Source organism: Elusimicrobiota bacterium, from assembly GCA_016706425.1.
Taxonomy (GTDB): Bacteria; Elusimicrobiota; Elusimicrobia; order FEN-1173; family FEN-1173; genus JADJJR01.
The window spans coordinates 483103-501927 of the sequence record JADJJR010000001.1; the positions used below are offsets into that span (position 1 = coordinate 483103).

12 protein-coding genes are annotated in these 18825 nt (G+C 64.5%); 10 read left to right on the forward strand and 2 right to left on the reverse strand.

The features are described from left to right. Positions 1–19 precede the first annotated feature (19 nt). Positions 20–5275 (reverse strand): diguanylate cyclase, encoded by a 5256-nt coding sequence (locus IPI56_02085; protein ID MBK7544532.1) that lies wholly within the window; start codon positions 5273–5275, stop codon positions 20–22. 95 nt (positions 5276–5370) lie between these two features. After that, positions 5371–6864, reverse strand: a complete 1494-nt coding sequence (locus IPI56_02090) for a PEP-CTERM/exosortase system-associated acyltransferase (GenBank protein MBK7544533.1) — start codon at positions 6862–6864, stop codon at positions 5371–5373. A gap of 89 nt (positions 6865–6953) precedes the next feature. Between IPI56_02090 and IPI56_02095 the strand changes: the two genes are divergently transcribed. From IPI56_02095 to cysW, 10 genes are all read left to right on the forward strand, one after another. Beyond that, a complete protein-coding gene (locus tag IPI56_02095) occupies positions 6954–8207 on the forward strand; it encodes an MFS transporter (GenBank protein MBK7544534.1) in 1254 nt (417 codons plus the stop codon). 139 nt (positions 8208–8346) lie between these two features. Continuing rightward, on the forward strand, positions 8347–11535 hold the full coding sequence (locus IPI56_02100) for a fibronectin type III domain-containing protein (GenBank protein MBK7544535.1): 3189 nt from the start codon (positions 8347–8349) through the stop codon (positions 11533–11535). 90 nt (positions 11536–11625) lie between these two features. Beyond that, positions 11626–11793: a hypothetical protein gene (locus tag IPI56_02105; protein ID MBK7544536.1), complete on the forward strand. Its 168-nt coding sequence runs from the start codon at positions 11626–11628 to the stop codon at positions 11791–11793. A gap of 35 nt (positions 11794–11828) precedes the next feature. Next, on the forward strand, positions 11829–13121 hold the full coding sequence (locus IPI56_02110; protein ID MBK7544537.1) for an O-acetylhomoserine aminocarboxypropyltransferase/cysteine synthase: 1293 nt from the start codon (positions 11829–11831) through the stop codon (positions 13119–13121). Positions 13122–13125: 4 nt separating this feature from the next. Then, positions 13126–14259 (forward strand): homoserine O-acetyltransferase, encoded by a 1134-nt coding sequence (locus IPI56_02115; protein MBK7544538.1) that lies wholly within the window; start codon positions 13126–13128, stop codon positions 14257–14259. Beyond that, positions 14256–14858, forward strand: a complete 603-nt coding sequence (gene metW / locus IPI56_02120) for a methionine biosynthesis protein MetW (GenBank protein MBK7544539.1) — start codon at positions 14256–14258, stop codon at positions 14856–14858. The genes IPI56_02115 and metW overlap by 4 nt, the downstream gene beginning before the upstream one ends. A 20-nt stretch (positions 14859–14878) precedes the next feature. Continuing rightward, positions 14879–16156: a porin gene (locus IPI56_02125; protein ID MBK7544540.1), complete on the forward strand. Its 1278-nt coding sequence runs from the start codon at positions 14879–14881 to the stop codon at positions 16154–16156. Beyond that, positions 16157–17140 carry a sulfate ABC transporter substrate-binding protein gene (locus IPI56_02130; GenBank protein ID MBK7544541.1) on the forward strand — a complete coding sequence of 328 codons (984 nt, stop codon included), beginning with the start codon at positions 16157–16159 and terminating at the stop codon, positions 17138–17140. It abuts the gene before it with no gap. A gap of 3 nt (positions 17141–17143) precedes the next feature. Further along, entirely contained in the window at positions 17144–17974 is an 831-nt protein-coding gene (cysT, locus tag IPI56_02135) for a sulfate ABC transporter permease subunit CysT (protein MBK7544542.1), read from the forward strand. Next, positions 17941–18789 (forward strand): sulfate ABC transporter permease subunit CysW, encoded by an 849-nt coding sequence (cysW, locus tag IPI56_02140; GenBank protein MBK7544543.1) that lies wholly within the window; start codon positions 17941–17943, stop codon positions 18787–18789. The genes cysT and cysW overlap by 34 nt, the downstream gene beginning before the upstream one ends. The last annotated feature ends 36 nt before the right edge of the window (positions 18790–18825 follow it).

Below are 18825 nucleotides of genomic sequence, written 5' to 3' on the forward strand. Positions count from 1 at the left end.
ATTCTCTCCTTAGCGGTATTTAAACGACAACACGGTTGCGGCCGGATTCTTTGGCTCGATAAAGTGCGGCGTCCGCTGTTTTGATCAGCGCGCTCAGCGATTCGGGACTTTGATCCCCCGCAAGGCCCAGGGAAATCGTCACCAGGATTCGCTCGCTTTCCGACGTGATCTTCAAATCGCTCACGGCGTGGCGGACCCGTTCGGCGACGAGGAGCGCTTGGGGGGGAAGCGTCTCCGGCAACAAGACCACGAACTCTTCGCCGCCGTATCGCCCGCCGATATCGACATCCCTCACGGACTTGCGCAGGCATTGCGCGACCTCCGCCAACACGCGGTCGCCGGCCTGATGCCCGTGGCGATCGTTGATCTTCTTGAAATGGTCGATGTCGGCCATCAGGACCGTGATCCCGCGTTTGTGGCGGCGGCCGCGGCGGATTTCCTGTTCGGCGAGCTGGAAAAAGTGATTCCGGTTGAAGAGGCCCGTCAACCCGTCGATGGTCGCCATCCGTTGCGTCTCTCCGAACAGGCGCGCGTTTTGCGCGGCCACCGCGGCCGCGCCCGTGAAAGTGGCGACCATGTCCGCGTCCCGTTCGTTGAACGGGTCGCCGGAAAAGCGGTCGATGGCCAGGAACCCCGTGACTTCCTCCCGGGCGCGGAGCGGGATGGCCAACCAAGACCCCACGGCCGCCAAACCCAGATAGTGCGCGTCGCGGAGCCCCGCGTCTTTCGAGGACAGCAAGGGTTCGCCCCCCCGCACGATTTTCTCGAGAAACCGGTAGGACGCCAAAGCGACGGGCTCCACGGGGAGTTCGTCGGCGCCGAACCCCCGGGAGGCCACCGGACGCGCCCGCTGCCCTTCCACCAAAAAGACGACCCCGCGGTCGTACGCCACAAAGCGGGCCACGTGGCCCAACAGCCGGGACAAGACATCGGGCAATTCAAGCGTGGAATTCAGGTCCGCGCTCACCCGGCGGACGGTTTCGCCGAGTTGGGCCTGCGCGTGTTCGCTCCGCAATTGAATTTCAAGTCGAAGCGCCCGGCTCGTCTCCATGGCGACGGCGATGTGATTCGCCAAGGCGTTCAGAATTCCCAAGTCCTCCTGGGCGAAGAGCCCCGAGGCCACCCGGCTGTCCGCGTAGATCACGCCGATCAAACGCGCGTGGTAAAGGATGGGCGCCACGATCAAGCTGCGCAGGCCGTGCGCCACCACGCTCTCCGCGGCGGAGACCGCGGTCCCGTCGCCGGTGTTGATGACCAGGGGGGCGCGGTGCGTCAACGCGTGGTCGAGCGCGGTGCGGCTGATCAACCCCGCGTCCGGAAGGTCCCGGCGATTTTGGTCCCGGCCCGCGGTGAAGGTCAGGTTTTTTCCATCGTCCGCGCTCAAGAAAAGGAAAGCCCGCTCGGCGCCGAGGATGCGCACAATTTCGTCCAAGACCCCCCGCGCTTGATCGTCCGGATCGATCCGGCTCATGGACGCGGTTGTGACATCGAGGAGGGCGTCGAAATGCCGCCGAAGAAGGACGGTCTGGGGGGTGTCGGACGAGGCCAGCATCTTGTGCGCCGCGCCGGGGAGCGCGTCCATCAACTGAAACTCCCCGGCAAGGGCCCGGGCGCGCCGGATCCACCCGTGGTCCTGGGCGTATTTGTGGCCCGCCAACGCCTCGCGCTGAGCGGCCTCCTGTTGGCCCCGCCGGGCGAGCGCCCGGGCGGTCTCGCCCAGGATTTCAAAGTGCACCCAGGGGTTGTCGGTGGCCAAAGCCAGGGCGCGGGCGCGGTCGAGGGCGCGATGCGCCGCCCCGGGTCGGCCGTCCATCCGTCGCGCCTTGGCCTCGATCACCCACCGGTGGGCCCGAAGGGTCGGATGGGCCCCCGCCCGCTTCAGTTCCGCCAAAGTCATTCGAAGAGCGTCCCGGGCGGCCTGACGGTCCGACTCCGGCGCCCGCTCCCGTTGCCGCGCGCGGGCGTAGGCCAGCGCGACATAGCATTGTTTCAGTTGAAGCGGGGTGCGCCGGGGGTTCAGGTTCAACGCGCGGAAAGACGACCACGTCCGTTCGAACTCCGCCCCCAGTTCGTTTTGTTCCAGAAAGAAGAGGAGGCGGTGCGATAAAAGTTGTCCACGGCGCCAGCGGTCCTGGGCGGAAGGATTAATCCTTTTTTCGAAAGTGTTTAAGTGCGCCACGCCCTCGGCGGGACGTCCGATCATGGCGAGGGCTGGGCCGGCGTAACAACGGTAAGTGTGGCCGAAGGTCAGGGGGTGCGCCTCGCCGGCACGGTCGGAGCGCTCGATGCCTTTTTGGATAATTTCCCAGGCCTCGGCCGCGTACCCGCGCATCAAAAGATTCCAAGAGAGGTCCGCCGTCCCGGTCAGGAAATCCATGTTTTCCAACAAAGCCCCCTTATCGGCGAGGAGCTGTCGCATCTTTTTTTCGGCGATCAGGGTTTCGCCGAGGAAATGGAGACCGATCGCGGCGAACAAGCGGCCCCGCGCCCCGCTGATGGGGTCATGAAGGATTTCGGCGGTCTCGATGGCTCGCCGGCCGGCGAAGCGACAGAGACGGGACAACCCCAGGGAACCGGTTGTCCCGGTCACCATGGAATAATGAGCGACTCTTTCCGAGCACAATCCCAGGCGGCGAATCATCGGCCAGTTTTCCCAAATCGACTGCAGCATGGTCAAAGGGTCAATGTTGAAATAGGAAGTGAAAACCAAGTGTTCGTGAAGTTTAACCATCAATCGCCAACGGGTGTATTGCTGGGGCGGCGCGATGGAGGTCGCGGCGAGCTCACGGAGAAGGCCCCACGCTCCCCGAAGCAGGGATATCAGCACTCCCAGAGGGCCGGGGCGGGGGGGAGTCGTCCCGAGGGCCTTGAACCCGCGCTCAATTTCCAACCGGGAGGCTCGGGTATCCAAGCGGCCCAAGGCGATTTTGGCCAGGCCGTAACGGACGCGGGCCGCTTCGGTGCCTTCGGCGCCTCCGACCAGGGCGGCCTTAAAACAAATGTCGGCCTCTTCCGTCCGACCGGTGGCGGCGAGCGCTTCGGCGTGGGCCCGGTCAAAGGCGGGTTCGGGTTTTTTGCCGGCGGCCCGCATCGCCTCCTTGGCCCGTTCAAAAAAAACGAGAGCGCGTTCGAAGGCATATTCCCGGATGGCGGCCTCGGCGGCCGCCCGGTTCGACGCCTCGGTTCGGGGGTATTCCCCATCGCCCCAATAAAGGTGTTCCGCCAGGGCGTAGAGATCCGTTCCCTCCCGCGGGGACCGTTCCAGTATGTCGGCGATTTTTCGGTGAAGACGTTTCTTCGCGTGGGACGCGAGGCCGCTGAGCAACGCCTCGCGCACGCGATCGTGGGCGAACGTCCAATCGCCGTAGGTCTCGGGTTCCACCAAATGGACCCGGCGGGCTTCTTCCAGGGCGGCGTTGACTTGGGAGGGGTCCACCCCGCACAACGCCGGCAACCAACGGACAGGGAAACGATTCCCCACGACCGCGGCGGCGGAAAGGATCGCGCTGGTCCCGGGTCCCAGATCCGTGATGCGCGACAACACCAGGTCCAATATGTTGGACGGCAACCGCGGGAGCCCTCTCCGGACTGTGTCCATCACCCAGCGGCCCCAGTCGAGGCGGAGGGCCCCGGTGTCCATCATGGACTGGAGAATTTCGTTCAACACAAAAGGATTCCCCTCGCACCGTTCCGTCACAAAGGCGACCACGCCGGGATCGGTCCCTTCCCCCCCCAGGAAAGAACGGGTCAATTGCTCAATCGCCTCTTGATTGAACGGCGCGAGCCTGATTTCATCCGGTGCGCTGTTGACGAACACCTGGCCCGCGGCGCCCGGCTCGCCCTCCCGCCGTGTGGCCACCACAAGGAGGGGGGCCCGGCGTAAATGGGGCAACAACCGTTCGAGCACCTTGGCGGAGGCGTCGTCCAAACAATGCACGTCTTCTATGACCAAAGCGGCCCGGCCGACGCCCCGGGCGAGGCGAAGGAAAAATTCGCTCACAATATCGAAAAACTGATCCGAAACGGGGGGCCGTGCCTGACCGCGGTCCTGAAGAATCCGCGCCAGGCGGGGCGAAAAGGTTCGCAGGACCGCGCCGGTGTCGCCGGCCGCCTCGCGGACCCGTTCGTCCGCACGCTGCCGCCATTCCCCGCCAAGGCGTTCGTTTCGAACCAACCAATCTTCCACCGCCTGGCGGAGCGGGCCCAGGGGCGTGGTGTCGGACGGCGCGCACTTTCCGTAAAGCAGGAGTTCGTTCACGTCCGGGGGCCGCAGGAACCACTCGCGCACGAGGCGGCTTTTTCCCGACCCCGCGGGCCCACGCACGAGCAGAACGCGGCCCTGCCCCTCCGCGACCTCTCCCCACAGCCGTTGCAAAAGTTCGTGTTCCTGTTCCCGCCCGATCAGGGGGAAACTGATCACGGTGGGATTTTTGTCCCTGTGGGTGGAAGGGAGGAACAGGCCGGGGGCGTCCGGGTGCAAGACGACTTCGAGATCCGCCGCCACGGCGTCGGAGGTTTGGTAGCGATCGTCGGGGTCTTTGGCCAGCAACCCCTTAAGGATGTGTGGAAACACCGGCCCGACATCGGCCCGGAGCGAGCGGATGTCGGGGATCGTTCCCGCCCCCAATAACGCGATGATTTCCGAGACGGTCTCCGCCGGAAAAGGGGCGCGCCCGGCCAGCAATTCAAAGAGAACCGAACCCAGGCTGTACAAGTCCGACCGGCCATCGACCGGACGGGACAGGAGACCGGCCTGTTCCGGCGAGGCGTAGCGCCAGGTGCCGGTGAACCCCGCCCTTTCTTTATCCGATTCGATGGAGGCGACGAAGCCCAAATCGATAAGCCGGGTTCGGCCGTTGTGGTCCAAAATAATGTTCGAAGGTTTTATGTCGCGGTGGACCAAGCCCCGGTTGTGCAGGGCGTTGAGCGCCCCCGCCACGTCGATCCCGATGCGCGCGACGGTGGGCACGGGAAGGGGACCGCCGGAAAGGAGGTCGGCCAGGGAATGCCCTTGGACAAGCTCCATCGCGATGTACACCCGCCCCTCCGTTTCGCCCACGTCCCGCACTTGGGCGAGACCGGCGTGGCGGACCCGGGCGAGCGCCAACGCCTCGCGACGGAGGCGAACGGATTCCTCCGGGTCGCGGTGCCGCTGGATTTTGATCGCAAGGTTCTCGTCCCCGTGCCGGCCGTGATAAACCACGCTGCCGGAGCCGCGGCCGATCTCCCCGAGAATGTCCACCCCCGGGATTGTGAAGTCCTGTCCCGGGCTCATCGCCGGCGTGTGTCCTCATGCATTCGATTCAAGCGGAAATTTCTCCCCTCATCCCGCCCCCTGTTCCACCGGGGGAGCGCCCGCCCCGCGGCCAATCACTCACGTTCCCCGCGGAGGGTCGGTGTGGTTGCTTGGGGAATCAGTTCCTGGCCGACCATCTTGATTTTTCCGAAGTTGAGGAGGTGTTTCTCAATCTCGTGGAAGTTCACCAGGTGCGCCGCGCGTGCCCCGACGGGCTCGTTGATGACGGGACCGATTTCATGCATAACCACGCCGTGTTTGGCGTAAACGGCCACCGCGTCGGGGTCGCCCATAAAACACCAGGCGCTCAAGCGGAGGCGTTTGCTGATGCGGTACAAAAGCCGGAACAGTCCCAGGAGGAGGATCGCCCCTTTTCGACGGTCGCCCGGCGCCAGAGGCCGTTCCTTGGTCGTCGCGGAAAAGGGGGGAATCTGGATTGACATAAGCGCCGACCAGATGTCGGCCGAGGCCCGGGCGTAGGGGTCGGCCAACGCCAAACGGGACAACTCGGCAATTTTTCGGGAGGCGGCCAGCTTTTTTTGTTGCTCTGGGCTCGCGGCCTCCAGGGTTTGGAACCCGATCTGGGAATTGAGCACCAGACGGAGGGTGCCCACGGCGTTGTTCTCCTTGTCCAGGGCCAAGCCGTGGATCGCCCAAGCGTCTTGGGGGTCGACGTGCCGCTCCCCCGGGAAGAGGGTCGGGTCGGCGACCTTGATGTCCTGAACGTAGGATTTGTATCGGAGACGATACACCTTGTCCAACAGTTCGCCTGATGTGGCGGCTGTGAATTGGAATCCGCCCAACCGAAAATCAAGACCTTTGACAAGGTCCCTCTCCTGCACCGCCGGGGGGGGGGCGGTCGGCTGTTTCATCAAGGCCGCCATGATTTTCTGACGGAATTGACCGACAGGTTCCTTGGCCTTGGCCATGATCAAGGCGTAGGGGGCGCGCCGTCCGTGGTAATCGGTTTCGGGCCCGATGGGAAGCCAAGGCAAGCCGAACCGCTTGAGGAGAAGCCACAGGGACCTTTCGCTCGCCATGATCAGGTGATCGATGCCGTTGGCGGCCGCTGTTTCGTATATCACGCTGATGAGCCCCAGGACGACGACCAAGCGCCGTGGCACCGCGTCGTTGTTGGCCGTGAAGAAGGGCGGCGGGGTTGTTTTTCGGGAACGGATCAAATGGCGAAAGAAATAATCCATTTCCCGTCGGAATTCGAGCGCCGCGCCCCGGAATTCCTTGTCCATGGCGAGACGGCTGACCTCGGCGACCCGCGCCGGGGCCTCGTAGGCGGCGCGCTTGTCGGCGTCCGCAAACCCCAGGGCCGGAAAGCCCAGGGGCGAACGACGAATCAAACGGGCCGTGCCGACCACTCGACCTTTGCGGTCCAAGGCGACCAACGGGATCGCGTGGGAATCGAGGGCGTCTTTTTCGAGTCCGTCGGGGTGGTCGGCCGCTTTTTCAAAGCCGTATTCCTCAACGTAGACCTGGTAGCGCAGGCGGTGGAGGGCCTCACGCAACGCGTCGGTGTCGGCGATTTGAAAGGTGTATTCCCCGAGTTGTATCATGTCGTTGTCGGCGGGTCCCGTGGGGACCCGTCTAAAGGTACCCCCGGCTTCCCCGCCTGTCAAGGCGGGCGCGACACGAAAGGACTTCCATGTTGACCGCCGTGTGGGGCCGGGCGTTCCGCGCCCTGCGCCATCGCAATTACCGTTTGTTTTTCGCCGGGCAAATCGTCTCCCTGGTCGGCACGTGGATGACGAGCACGGCCACGGTGTGGCTCGTCTACCGCCTGACGGGGTCGCCGCTTCTGTTGGGGGTCGTCGGCTTCGCCGGCCAAATTCCGGCGGCGGTGTTGACCCCCGTGGCCGGGGTCTACATCGACTCCTGGAACAAGCACCGCGTGCTGATCGCGACCCAGGTGGCTTCCATGCTGCAATCCTTCGCCTTGGCCGCGATGGTGTTTTCGGGCCTGGCCTCGATCCCGGTTTTGGTCGCGCTGAGCGTTTTGCAAGGCGTCATCAACGCCTTTGAGATGCCCTGCCGCCAATCCATCGTCATTTCCTTGATCGAAGACAAGAACGACCTGGGCAACGCCATCGCCCTCAATTCGTCGATGTTCAACGCCGCCCGGTTGGCGGGGCCGGCCCTGGGCGGCGCGGTCATTGCCGCGGTGGGGGAAGGGTGGTGCTATTTGATCGACGGGGTCAGTTTTTTTGCGGTCTTGGTCTCCCTCTTGTTGATGCGCGTGGCCCCCCTCGTCGCGGCGGTGCCGACGGAGGGTCCCTGGGCGCGGTTCCGGGAAGGGTGGCGTTACACGTTCCATTCGCCCCCCTTGCGGTCGCTCCTGTTGTTGTTGGCGGTCAGCAGTCTGGTGGGCGCGCCTTACACGGTGCTGATGCCCGTGTTCGCTAAATCGATCCTGGGCGGCGGACCGCAAACACTCGGACTCCTTATGGGGGCTGGGGGGGCGGGGGCCCTGGTGGCGGCCTTGACGCTCGCGGCGCGAACCTCCGTGCGGGGCCTCACGGGTTGGGTGCCCCGGGCCGGGGCGGTCTTCGGGGTGGGTTTGATTCTGTTTTCCTTCTCCCGCTCGGTTCCCCTCTCGGTCCTCTTGATATTTTTGGCAGCCGCCGGGTTCATGATCCAAGTGGCGGGCAGCAACACGGTCCTTCAAACCATCGTGGACGACGACAAACGGGGACGCGTGTTGAGCCTGTTCGTCCTTTCGTTTTTGGGCACCGCGCCCTTTGGCAGCTTGTTCGCCGGAGCCGTGGCCGAGCGTTGGGGCGCGCCTTTTGCCTTGCAGATTGGTGGGGTCTGCTGCCTGGTGGGGGCCCTGTGGTTTTTCCGCCAGTTGCCGTCCATTCGAGCCGCCATACGACCCATTTACGAACGATTGAATTTTTAGCGGGGGAAAGTGTGAGTTTTGACGGGAGGCAATCCATTACAACTCGTTTACAATTAATTAATGCAAATTTAACCCGAAGCCCTTAGAATACCTCCCTTGGCGTGACATTTATCGTTCGTTCCTTTCCCCGGAGGTTTAAGTGAAAAAAATTCCGAGTCTGTTGGGTGCGATGTTCGTGGGAGCGTTGTCCTGGGCGGCCGCGGATTTGGAAATGGTTTCCTTCGCCGCCGTGCCGGGCTACGGCGCGGCCAAGCCGGGGGAATCGATTCCCGTTAATGCCCAAATTCGGAACAACGGCGACGTTTCGGTCCCGAGCACCGTGATCCTTTTCAATTATTCCAACGGCACCTCGACCTCCACGGCGGTGGGGCCCGTCGCTCCCGGCCAAACGCGTGTCATCTCCCTCTTGCCCTTGCCCGGCGTCGCGGCCGAAGGAGACCACACGATCGCGGCGACCGTGGACGGGATCAACGCCATCGCCGAGGGGAACGAATCCAACAACACCCTCTCCGCCCCCTTCACCGTGGACGGGACCCCTCCCGCGTTGGCCTTCACGTCGCCCCTTAATAATCATGTGTCCACCGGTGCGGTCGCCTTTGACATCGCCGCCAACGACAACACGGGGATCGTCCGCGTGGATTTGCAAATCAACGGCGGTCCTTCGATGACTTTCACAACGCCGCCGTTTCAATACGTTTGGAACACCGCGGGCGTCACCGCGGGGAACCATTCGGCCGTCGCCATGGCTTTCGATAAGGCCTGGAACATCACCACATCGGTTGTGAATGTGTATGTCCCGCCGGCGGGATCCGCCCCCGATTTGGTGATTTCCACCGTCTCCCTCAGCCCCGCGGCGGTGTTGGCGGGTCAATCGGTCCCCTTGGCGATTCAGTTCACCGTGACCAACCAAGGCAATCTGCCGATTTCGGCCCCTTTCCACGTCCGTTCGGCGAACACCGTCGCCGGCCAGGTGCGAATCAGCAGCGTGTCCGTCCCCGCGCCGTTGGCCGCCGGGGCGTCGTACACCGGGATGTTGTATTCCCTAACGCCGTCGGTGTCGGGCTTGAACACCGTTTCGGTTTTCGCCGATCAAGGCAATCTTATCGCCGAAGGCGATGAAACGAACAACACCCGAAGGGCTTATTTGGCGGTCGACGGGTCGGGCCCCACGGTCCTCGTGTCCACCGACGCCCTGGTTTCCCCGGTCTCCGGGATCGTTGCGTTTCCCGTTCAATCCGCCGATGGGGAAAGCGGGTTGGACCGGGTTCAATTTCTTGTGGACGGCGTCGTGGTCAACACCGTCCCGGCGGCGGTGTACCCGATCCCGGGCGCGGAATTCCCGTATTACGTCGTGGACACGACCTTTACGTGGGATTCCCGAACCGTGCAAAACGGCGCCCACGCTCTCGGGGCGCGCGGCATCGATCGGTTGGGTTTGACAACGGACGTGACGTTGCCGATCACGGTGTCCAACCCGGACCAAAGCCAATTGATTTCCGTGTCCCCCGCTGTCGGGGCCACGGTGTTGGCCAGAAAGACATTTTCCACCGTCGTGACGGTGAAAAACACGGGCACCACCGCCTGGACCCGGTCCGGGGGATACCAATTGTCCGCCGTGAACGGAACCCCCGCGCTGTGGGGCCCCACCGGTGTGTTGTTGGGGGTTTCCGAAACCATCGTCCCCGCGGTCAATAAAGCGTTTTCATTGAGTTTGGTGGCGCCGTCCACGCCGGGGGTTTATGCGCTGCAGTACCAAATGACGCACAACGGTCCGTCGTTCGGCCAGCCCGGGTTGAATCAAACGGTCACGGTGTTGGCCGACACCGTTCCGCCGACGGTTCCGGGTTCGCCCGCGTTGTCGGCCGCGAGCACCACGACGCTGACATTGTCCTGGGGCGCGGCCTCCGACAACGTGCGGGTGGCCTCCTACGTGGTGGATGTTTCCACGAACCCCACGTTCGCCCCCGCCTGGCCGGGTTACAACGGCTTGAACGTGGGGAACGTGACCTCTCGCGTCCTCACCGGGTTGGCCACGGGCACAACGTACCACGCCCGGGTGAACGCCGTGGACGCCAACGCCCTTGTGGGCGCCAAATCCGCGACCGCTTCGCGCGCGACCTTGGCAACGGTGGACGTCACGCCGCCCGCGGTGCTCCTCTCCACCCCCACCGGCGGACAGGTGTTGACCAGCAACCTGACCGCCTCGGCGACGGCCAGCGACGACAATCAAGTCAAGTCCGTGGTGTTTGCGATGGACGGGGCGGTGAAGCTCACGGACACGGCGGCGCCCTATCAATACGCCATCCCGGTTTCCACTCTGGTGAACGGGTCGCACACGTTGACCGCGACCGCGACCGATTACGCCAACAACGCCTCCTCCCACACCATCGTGTTTGTGGCGTCCTACGACCGCACGCCCCCGGGCGACCCCGCGTCGGTGTTTATTAAATATCCAACGGTGAGCGGGTTCACCGTCACTTGGAGTGCGGCCACCGACAACGTGGGGGTCGCGGGCCACCGGCTGGATCTTTCTCTGACGCCGACCTTCGCCACCTATGTGTCGGGTTATCAGAATCTCAACGTGGGCAACGTTTTGAGCCGCGCCATCACGGGCCTCGCCGCCGGGACGACCTATCATGCCCGTGTTCGGGCCTACGACGCCAACGGGAATGTTTCCGTCAATAACATCACCGGCGTCGGCGCCACCTTGGCCACCCCCGACACGGTCAATCCGGTGGTGGCGATCTCCACCCCCTTCGCCGGAAGCACGGTGAGCGGGGTGGTCCCGGTGAGCGCCATCGCGTCGGACGCCAACGGGGTCACGCAGGTTCGGTTCAACGTGGACGGTTCTTGGAAGTTCACCGACACCGAAGCGCCCTACGCCTTTGTTTGGGACACGTCGCTGTTGGCCACGGGCAATCACAGCCTGCAGGCCGTGGCCCACGACCCCTCGGGGCGCACCGGAACCCACACCGTCACGGTGAACGTATCGCGCCCCGGCATGGCCGCGGCGGCCGTTGCGGCGCCCGAACCCGAGACGTTATTCGGTTTGAAGGAGGCCCTGGTGTTTCCCTCCCCGGTCCGTGGGTCCGCTGGGACGGTCCGGGTCGTGACGGGTTCGGCCGACCGGGTGCGGGCCGAAGTCGATAGCTTGCGTGGAGAACGGGTGTGGGAAATGACTTGGGAGGGGGGCTCCAACGCGGGCGGGGTCTACGAGGCCGCGATCCCCACGTCGGGCTTGACCACGGGGGTCTACGTTCTCCGGGTGGAATCCCAAAAAGGCGGGGAAATTCAAAAAACCACGCGCAAATTCGCCGTCGTTCGATAACAGGATCTTTACAACGGGGGTCGGGAATTTATTTCCCGACCCCCGTTTTTTTTGTGGTCCATTTGACAAAGCGATGGCGAAACCGGCATAATGGATCTGATTTCCGGCGAGGCTTTAATTTCCAACTTGCCCCGGCCGGCCCGAACGGGCGAACAGGGCGCTAAAGCGGTCGCGATCCCACCGGCTTATTCGATGGCCCGCGCCGCAATCTTCGGCGCGGGCTTTTTCGTTGCCGCCAGGCAACGTACCGGTTTGTAGGACGGGATCAAAGCCGCTCCAAAACGGAGTCTTCCATGACACAGTTCGACGCGAAGTTGAAACCCGAAACCATTGCCCTGCACGGCGGCCAAGAGTCGGACCCGACCACCGGGTCCCGGGCGGTGCCGATCTACCAAACCACCAGCTACCAGTTTAAAAGCACCGACCACGCGGCCGCCCTGTTCGGCCTGCGGGAGTTCGGCAACATCTACACCCGACTCATGAACCCCACCACCGACGTTCTGGAAAAACGGATCGCCGCCCTGGACGGCGGTGTCGGGGCGCTGGCGGTGGCCAGCGGCCAGTCGGCCATCACCCTGGCGATCTTGAACATCGCCCAGGCGGGCGACGAGATCGTCTCCGCCGACAACCTATACGGGGGCACCTACAACCTGTTCCACTACACCCTGCCCAAGTTCGGGGTCAATGTGAAGTTCGTAAAGTCCAACGACCTCGACGCTTTCCGCAAAGCCGTCACCCCCAAAACCAAGGCGTTCTACGCCGAATCCATTGGCAACCCGAAGCTGGATGTGGCCGATTTGGAAGGCATCGCGAAGGTGGCCCACGACGCGGGGGTTCCGTTCCTCCTCGATAATACCGTCTCGCCCTACCTCCTGCGTCCCTTCGATCACGGGGTCGACATCGCCGTCTATTCGGCCACCAAATTCATCGGCGGACACGGCACCTCCATCGGCGGGCTGATTGTGGACTCCGGCAAATTCAACTGGACCAACGGCAAGTTCCCCCTCATCGCCGACCCGGACCCGTCCTACCACGGCGTCAACTTCGTGGAGGCGTTGAAACCCATCGGCAACATCGCCTACATCATCAAAGCGCGGGTGATACTCTTGCGCGACGTGGGTCCGGCGATGTCGCCCTTCAACGCCTTCCAGTTTCTGCAGGGGTTTGAGACCTTGCACCTGCGCATGCCGCGCCATTCGGAAAACGCCTTGGCCGTGGCCACGTTCCTGAAAAAGCACCCCAAAGTCAGCTGGGTCAACTACCCCGGTTTGGCCGACAGCCCCGAACAGGCGCGGGTCAAAAAGTATTTGCCCAAGGGCGCCGGCGCCATCCTGGGTTTCGGTATCAAAGGGGGCCAAGAGGCGGGGGTGAAGTTCATTAACGGGCTCAAGCTCTTGTCCCATGTGGCCAACGTCGGCGACGCCAAATCCCTCGCCATCCACCCCGCCACCACGACCCATTCCCAGCTGTCCGCCGAAGAGCAAAAAGCCACCGGCGTGACGCCGGACTTCGTGCGCCTTTCCATCGGCATCGAGCACATCGACGACATCCTGGCGGACATCGACCAGGCTTTGAAGGGAGCTTAATCCCATGTCAGACCCCGCGCCGGTATCGGCGTTGGGCGTGGTGGAAACCCGAACGTTCACGTTCGGGGAAAGGGACCCCCTGGTCCTGGCCTCGGGCCAAACCCTGGGCCCGGTGACCCTGGCCTACGAAACCTACGGCGCGCTATCGCCGGACAAATCGAACGCGGTGCTCCTGCTCCACGCGCTCACGGGGGACGCCCACGCGGCGGGCCTGCACGCGGGCGAACCCCGCCCCGGCTGGTGGGACCCCCTGGTCGGGCCCGGCAAGGCCTTCGACACCGACAAGTATTTCGTGGTCTGCTCCAACGTCATCGGCGGCTGTCGCGGCTCGACCGGTCCCGGGGCGGCGTCCGCCGCTTTAGGAGGAAAACCTTACGGAATAACCTTCCCCGTCATCACCATCGCCGACATGGTGGAGGCCCAGCGACGGCTCATGGACCACCTCGGCGTCCCCGCCTGGCTCGCGGTGTCGGGCGGGTCCATGGGCGGTATGCAGGCCTTGCAGTGGGCGGCGTCCTACCCCGACCGGGTGCGGAGCGTCATCCCCATCGCGACCACGCTCAAACACTCGCCCCAACAAATCGCTTTCGATGAAGTGGGGCGCCAAGCCGTCATGGCCGACCCGGATTGGCTGGGGGGCAATTACTACGACCACGGCCAGCCCGAACGCGGCCTCGCCGTCGCCCGCATGATCGGCCACATCACCTACATGTCCGACCAATCCATGGAAGAGAAATTTTCACGCCGCCTCAAAAACGAGGGGTTTAAATTTTCTTTCGACGCCGAGTTCGAGGTCGAAGGCTACCTCCGCTACCGTGGGGCCAACTTCGTTCGCCGTTTCGACGCCAACAGCTATTTGTACGTCACCCGCGCCATGGACTATTTCGATCTCTCGGGCGAAAAGCTGTTCAAGCCCGGCGCGCCGGTGCCGCGCTATTTGGTGATCTCCTTCAAATCGGACTGGCTCTACCCGTCCTACCAATCCCGGGACATCGTCGCCGCTGTGCGGGCGCACCGGGGGGACGTCACCTACGTGGAAGTCCATTCCACCTACGGCCACGACGCCTTCCTGGTGGAATACGACGAGCAAACGCGCCTCATCAAATCCTTTCTGGCCAAAACCCGGGAGGGCGCGTGAACGTCCGCCCCGACCACGTCGCCATCGCCGGGCTGGTCACAGAGGGCGCCCGGGTGTTGGACCTGGGCTGCGGCACCGGCGACCTCCTGGCCGTGCTGGTGCGCGAGCGCGGCGTCCAGGCCCAGGGCATCGAGCTGCGCGAAGAGTCGATCTACCAGTGTGTGGAAAAAGGCCTGTCGGTCCACCACGGCGACATCGAAAGCGGCCTGGGGGAGTTCCCCGACGGGGATTTTGATTTCGTGATCTTGAACCAGACCATGCAGGAAACCCGCAACGTCGCCTTCGTCTTGAAAGAGGCCCTGCGGGTGGGCAAAAACGTGATCGTCGGCTTCCCCAACATGTGCCACTGGAAAGCCCGCGTCGACGTGTTCTTTCGCGGCCGCACCCCGGTCTCCCCCGCCCTGCCCCATCGGTGGTACAACACGCCCAACATGCACTTCTTGAGCCTGCGGGACTTCGAGGAGTTCTGCGCCGAAAAAGGGATCCGCGTCCTCGCGGCGCGGGGGCTCACGGCGCGCGGCCCCGTGGGCTGGGCCGCCAACCTGCGGGCGGAAACCGCGGTCTATCACATCGCCCGCGGGAACGATTTTTCGCTGTGACACCCGATCGGAGGCGATTCATGCGAAGACATTTTTGGCTGGGATTCCTGGCTCTGTCGGCGGCGGTTCTCCGCGCCGAGGAGCCCACGCTGGAACAACGGCTGAAAGCCCTGGAAGACCGCCTGGCGGCGTCTCCGGTCCTTGCGGTGGGCCCCGAGGGCGTGGCGGTGAAATCCGCGGATGGCCAGACCACCACCAAGCTGTCCGGTGACCTGCAGGCCGATGGGCGTTTTTATTTCAGCGACGACGCCCGGTCTTTCACGGACACGTTTTTGCTTCGCCGGGTTCGGCCGGCCTTGGACGTCGCCCTGCCGGGCGCCGTGGACCTGCGCGTCCAGGCCAATTTGGTCTCCGCGTCGCCGAGCCTGGACGACGCCTACCTGGATATCAAGCCCGCCCCCGGCTGGCGCGCGCGGTTCGGCCGATTCAAAGCGCCCTTCGCCCTGGAGACCATCCAGTCCAGCGCGCGGCTGGTGTTCGTGGAACGAAGCCTCGCGTCGGGGTTGGCGCCGGTGTACGAAAATGGCCTTGGACTCTATCGGGATTTCCCGGCGGGCCGCGGTTTGGCGGCGGTGTCCTACGGGAACGGCGCCGTCGACGGCGCCTCGGCCGACGCGGAAGGCGCTGAGCGAAAGGACGTTTCCGTCCGGCTGTGGGGGACGCCCTTCGCCGGGGGCTCTTTCAAGACGTTGTCGGTCGGCGTGGCCGCCACGCACGGCCGTGAAGACGGCACGACCGCGGCGCCGCGCCTCCCCTCGTTTCGGACCGAGGGGCAAAACGTTTTCTTTTCCTACAAGGCGGACCACGTGGCCGCCGGCGACCGTCGCCGTTTGTCGCCCCAACTGGCGTGGTGGATGGGGCCGATGGGCCTGTGGGCGGAGCACGTGACCGCCCGCCAGGTCGTCCGCTCCACGGTGACGGCCGTCGCCGTCGATTTAACGCACCGGGCCTGGCAGGTCACGACGGCCTGGGTGTTGACCGGGGAACCGCGGACCGATCGGGGCGTGAAACCCGCCCGACCTTTCGATCCCCGCCGCGGCGGGTGGGGCGCCTGGGAAGCCGCCGCGCGCGCCAGCGCTTTTCGCGCGGACAAAGCGACGTTTGATTCCGGCGCGGCCGACCCCGATCAATCCGCCGCCGCGGCCCGCGCTTGGACGGGAGGACTCACGTGGTACTGGAGCGCCAACGCCAAAGTCCAACTGAACCTCACCCGCACGTCTTTTGACGGCGGCGCCACCGCCGGCACCGACCGTCGAGTGGAACGGGCGTTCTTCACGCGGGCGCAAGTTTCTTTCTAAATGCTCCGCTGGACCTGGGTCGCGTTGGCGTTAACGGCGGGCGTCTTCCCCGCCGGGGCGGCGACGCCGTCCCGGGAGATCCTCAACGCCTCCTACGACGCGACCCGGGCTTTCTACCAAGACTACAACCGCTGGTTTGAAACCCACTGGCGGGAAAAAACCGGGGAAACCGTCGTCGTGCGCCAATCCCACGGGGGATCGGGCAAACAGGCCCGCGCCGTCATCGACGGCCTGGGGGCCGACGTCGTCACTCTCGCCCTGGCGGGTGACATCGACGCCATCGTGGAGCGCTCCGGCCACATCGCGCCCAATTGGCGCGAGCGCCTCCCGTCGGGGGGCGTGTCGTATTATTCCACCATCGTGTTCTTGACGCGGCGGGGCAATCCGAAAAACATTCGCGACTGGGAGGATCTTGCCCGTCCCGGGGTGTCGGTGATCACGCCCAACCCCAAAACCTCCGGCGGCGCCCGCTGGAATTTTCTGGCCGCCTGGGCCTTCGGCCTCGACCGCGCTCACACCGAGGCCGGCGCGCGGGAGTTCGTCGCGCGCCTCTACCGCAACGTGCCGGTGTTGGATTCCGGCGCTCGGGGCGCCGCCATGACTTTCGGCCGCCGTCGCCTGGGAGACGCTCTCATCGCCTGGGAAAGCGAAGCCCTCCTCTTGCAACGGGACTTCCCCGAAGAGGGGTGGGCACTGGTTCGGCCGTCGATCTCCGTCCGCGCGGAACCCTGCGCCGCTTGGGTGGACGACGTTGTGGCGCGCCGCGGCACGCGGGACCTGGCCGAAGCTTATTTGAAGGGCCTTCACTCTCCCGCCGCGGCGGACTTGGCGCGCCGGCATTATTTTCGCGTGGGGGAAGAAAAAACCGTCGACGGGACCCGCCTGGTGTCCATCGACGCCTGGGGCGGTTGGCGGGTGGCCCAGCGAACCCATTTTTCCGAAGGCGGCACCTTTGATGAAATTTTCGATCCCGGACGGCGTTGACCTGTGCTGAAGCAACGAACCCCCCTGCCCGGTTTCGGCCTTTCTCTCGGAATCACGGTTTTTTATCTGGGCGTGATGGTGTTGTTGCCTTTGGCCGCTCTTTTCGCCACCTCCGGCGCGTTGCCGTGGGAGTCCTTCGCCCGGGCGGCGGGGTCGCCCCGGGCCCTGGCCGCTTTTCGACTCACGGTGGGGACGTCCGCGCTGGCGGCCGCCCTGAACGTGTTTTTCGGCGGCCTGACGGCCTGGGCGTTGGTGCGCTACCGCTTCCCCGGGAAAAAAATCATCGATGGTTTGATCGATCTGCCCTTCGCCCTGCCCACCGCCGTGGCCGGCATCACCCTCACCGAGCTTTGCGCCCCGACGGGGTGGTTGGGCCGCCCTTTGGCGGCCTTGGGGTTGCCCGTCGCTTTCTCCCGCGCGGGCATCGTCATCGCGCTCGTGTTCATCGGGCTGCCCTTTGTCGTGCGCACGCTCCAGCCGGTCCTGGAGGACATGGACCGCGACATGGAGGAAGCCGCCTCCACCCTCGGCGCCGGGCGCTGGCAGATCTTTCGTCGGGTGGTGTTCCCGCCCTTGGTCCCCGCGCTCCTGACCGGTTTCGCGTTGACCTTGGCCCGGGGCATCGGCGAGTACGGCAGCGTGATCTTCATCGCCGGGAACATGCCGCTCAAAACCGAGATCGTCCCGCTCCTCATCATGACCCGGTTGGAGCAATACGACACCGGCGGCGCGGCCGCGCTCGCAACGGTGCTTCTCCTGGTGTCCTTCGTCCTGCTCTTTTCGATCAACGCGCTCCAGGCCTGGGCCCGGCGGCGGCAGGGGGCGTCCGCGTGAACGACAGCCATTGGGTCCGTCGTCTGGTGTTGGTTGTGGTGTTTGCCTTTTTGGGGCTTTTTCTGGCGCTGCCGCTGTTGGTCGTTTTCGCCAACGCTTTCGGCGGCGGGGCCGCGGTTTTTGTCGGGGCCCTGGTTCACCCGGACACGCGCGCGGCCCTCGGCTTGACCCTGGCCGCCGCGGCCGTGGCGGTGCCACTCAACACGCTGTTCGGCCTGGCCGCGGCCTGGGCCGTGACGCGGTTCCGCTTCCCCGGGAAAAACCTCCTGGTCACGCTCATTGATCTGCCTTTTTCGGTGTCGCCGGTCATCGCCGGCCTTTTGTTCGTGTTGTTGTTCGGCACCCATGGGTGGTTCGGCCCCTGGCTGGCGTCCCACGGCGTCAAGATCGTCTTCGCCGTGCCGGGGGTGATCCTGGTGACCGCGTTCGTCACCGCGCCCTTCGTCGCGCGCGAGCTCATCCCGCTCATGCAAACCCAAGGCATCGAGGAGGAGGAGGCCGCGCATGTCCTGGGGGCCAGCGGGGTTCAAATGTTTTGGCGCGTCACCTTGCCTAAAATCAAATGGGGCCTGCTCTACGGCGTGGTGTTGTCGGCGGCCCGGGCGGTGGGCGAGTTCGGCGCCGTCTCCGTCGTCAGCGGTCACATTCGGGGCAAGACCAACACCCTTTCCCTGCACATTGAATCGCTCTACGACGACTACCAGTTCGCCGCGGCCTTCGCTGTGGCGTCGTTGCTGGTGGCCGGGGCGTTGTTGTCCCTGGTTCTGAAGTCCTGGTTGGAGTATCGCGTCGAACGGCGGGGTCTCTCCCGATAGGTCCGAGGCGTTGAAAACCGACGCTTCGCCGTGTAG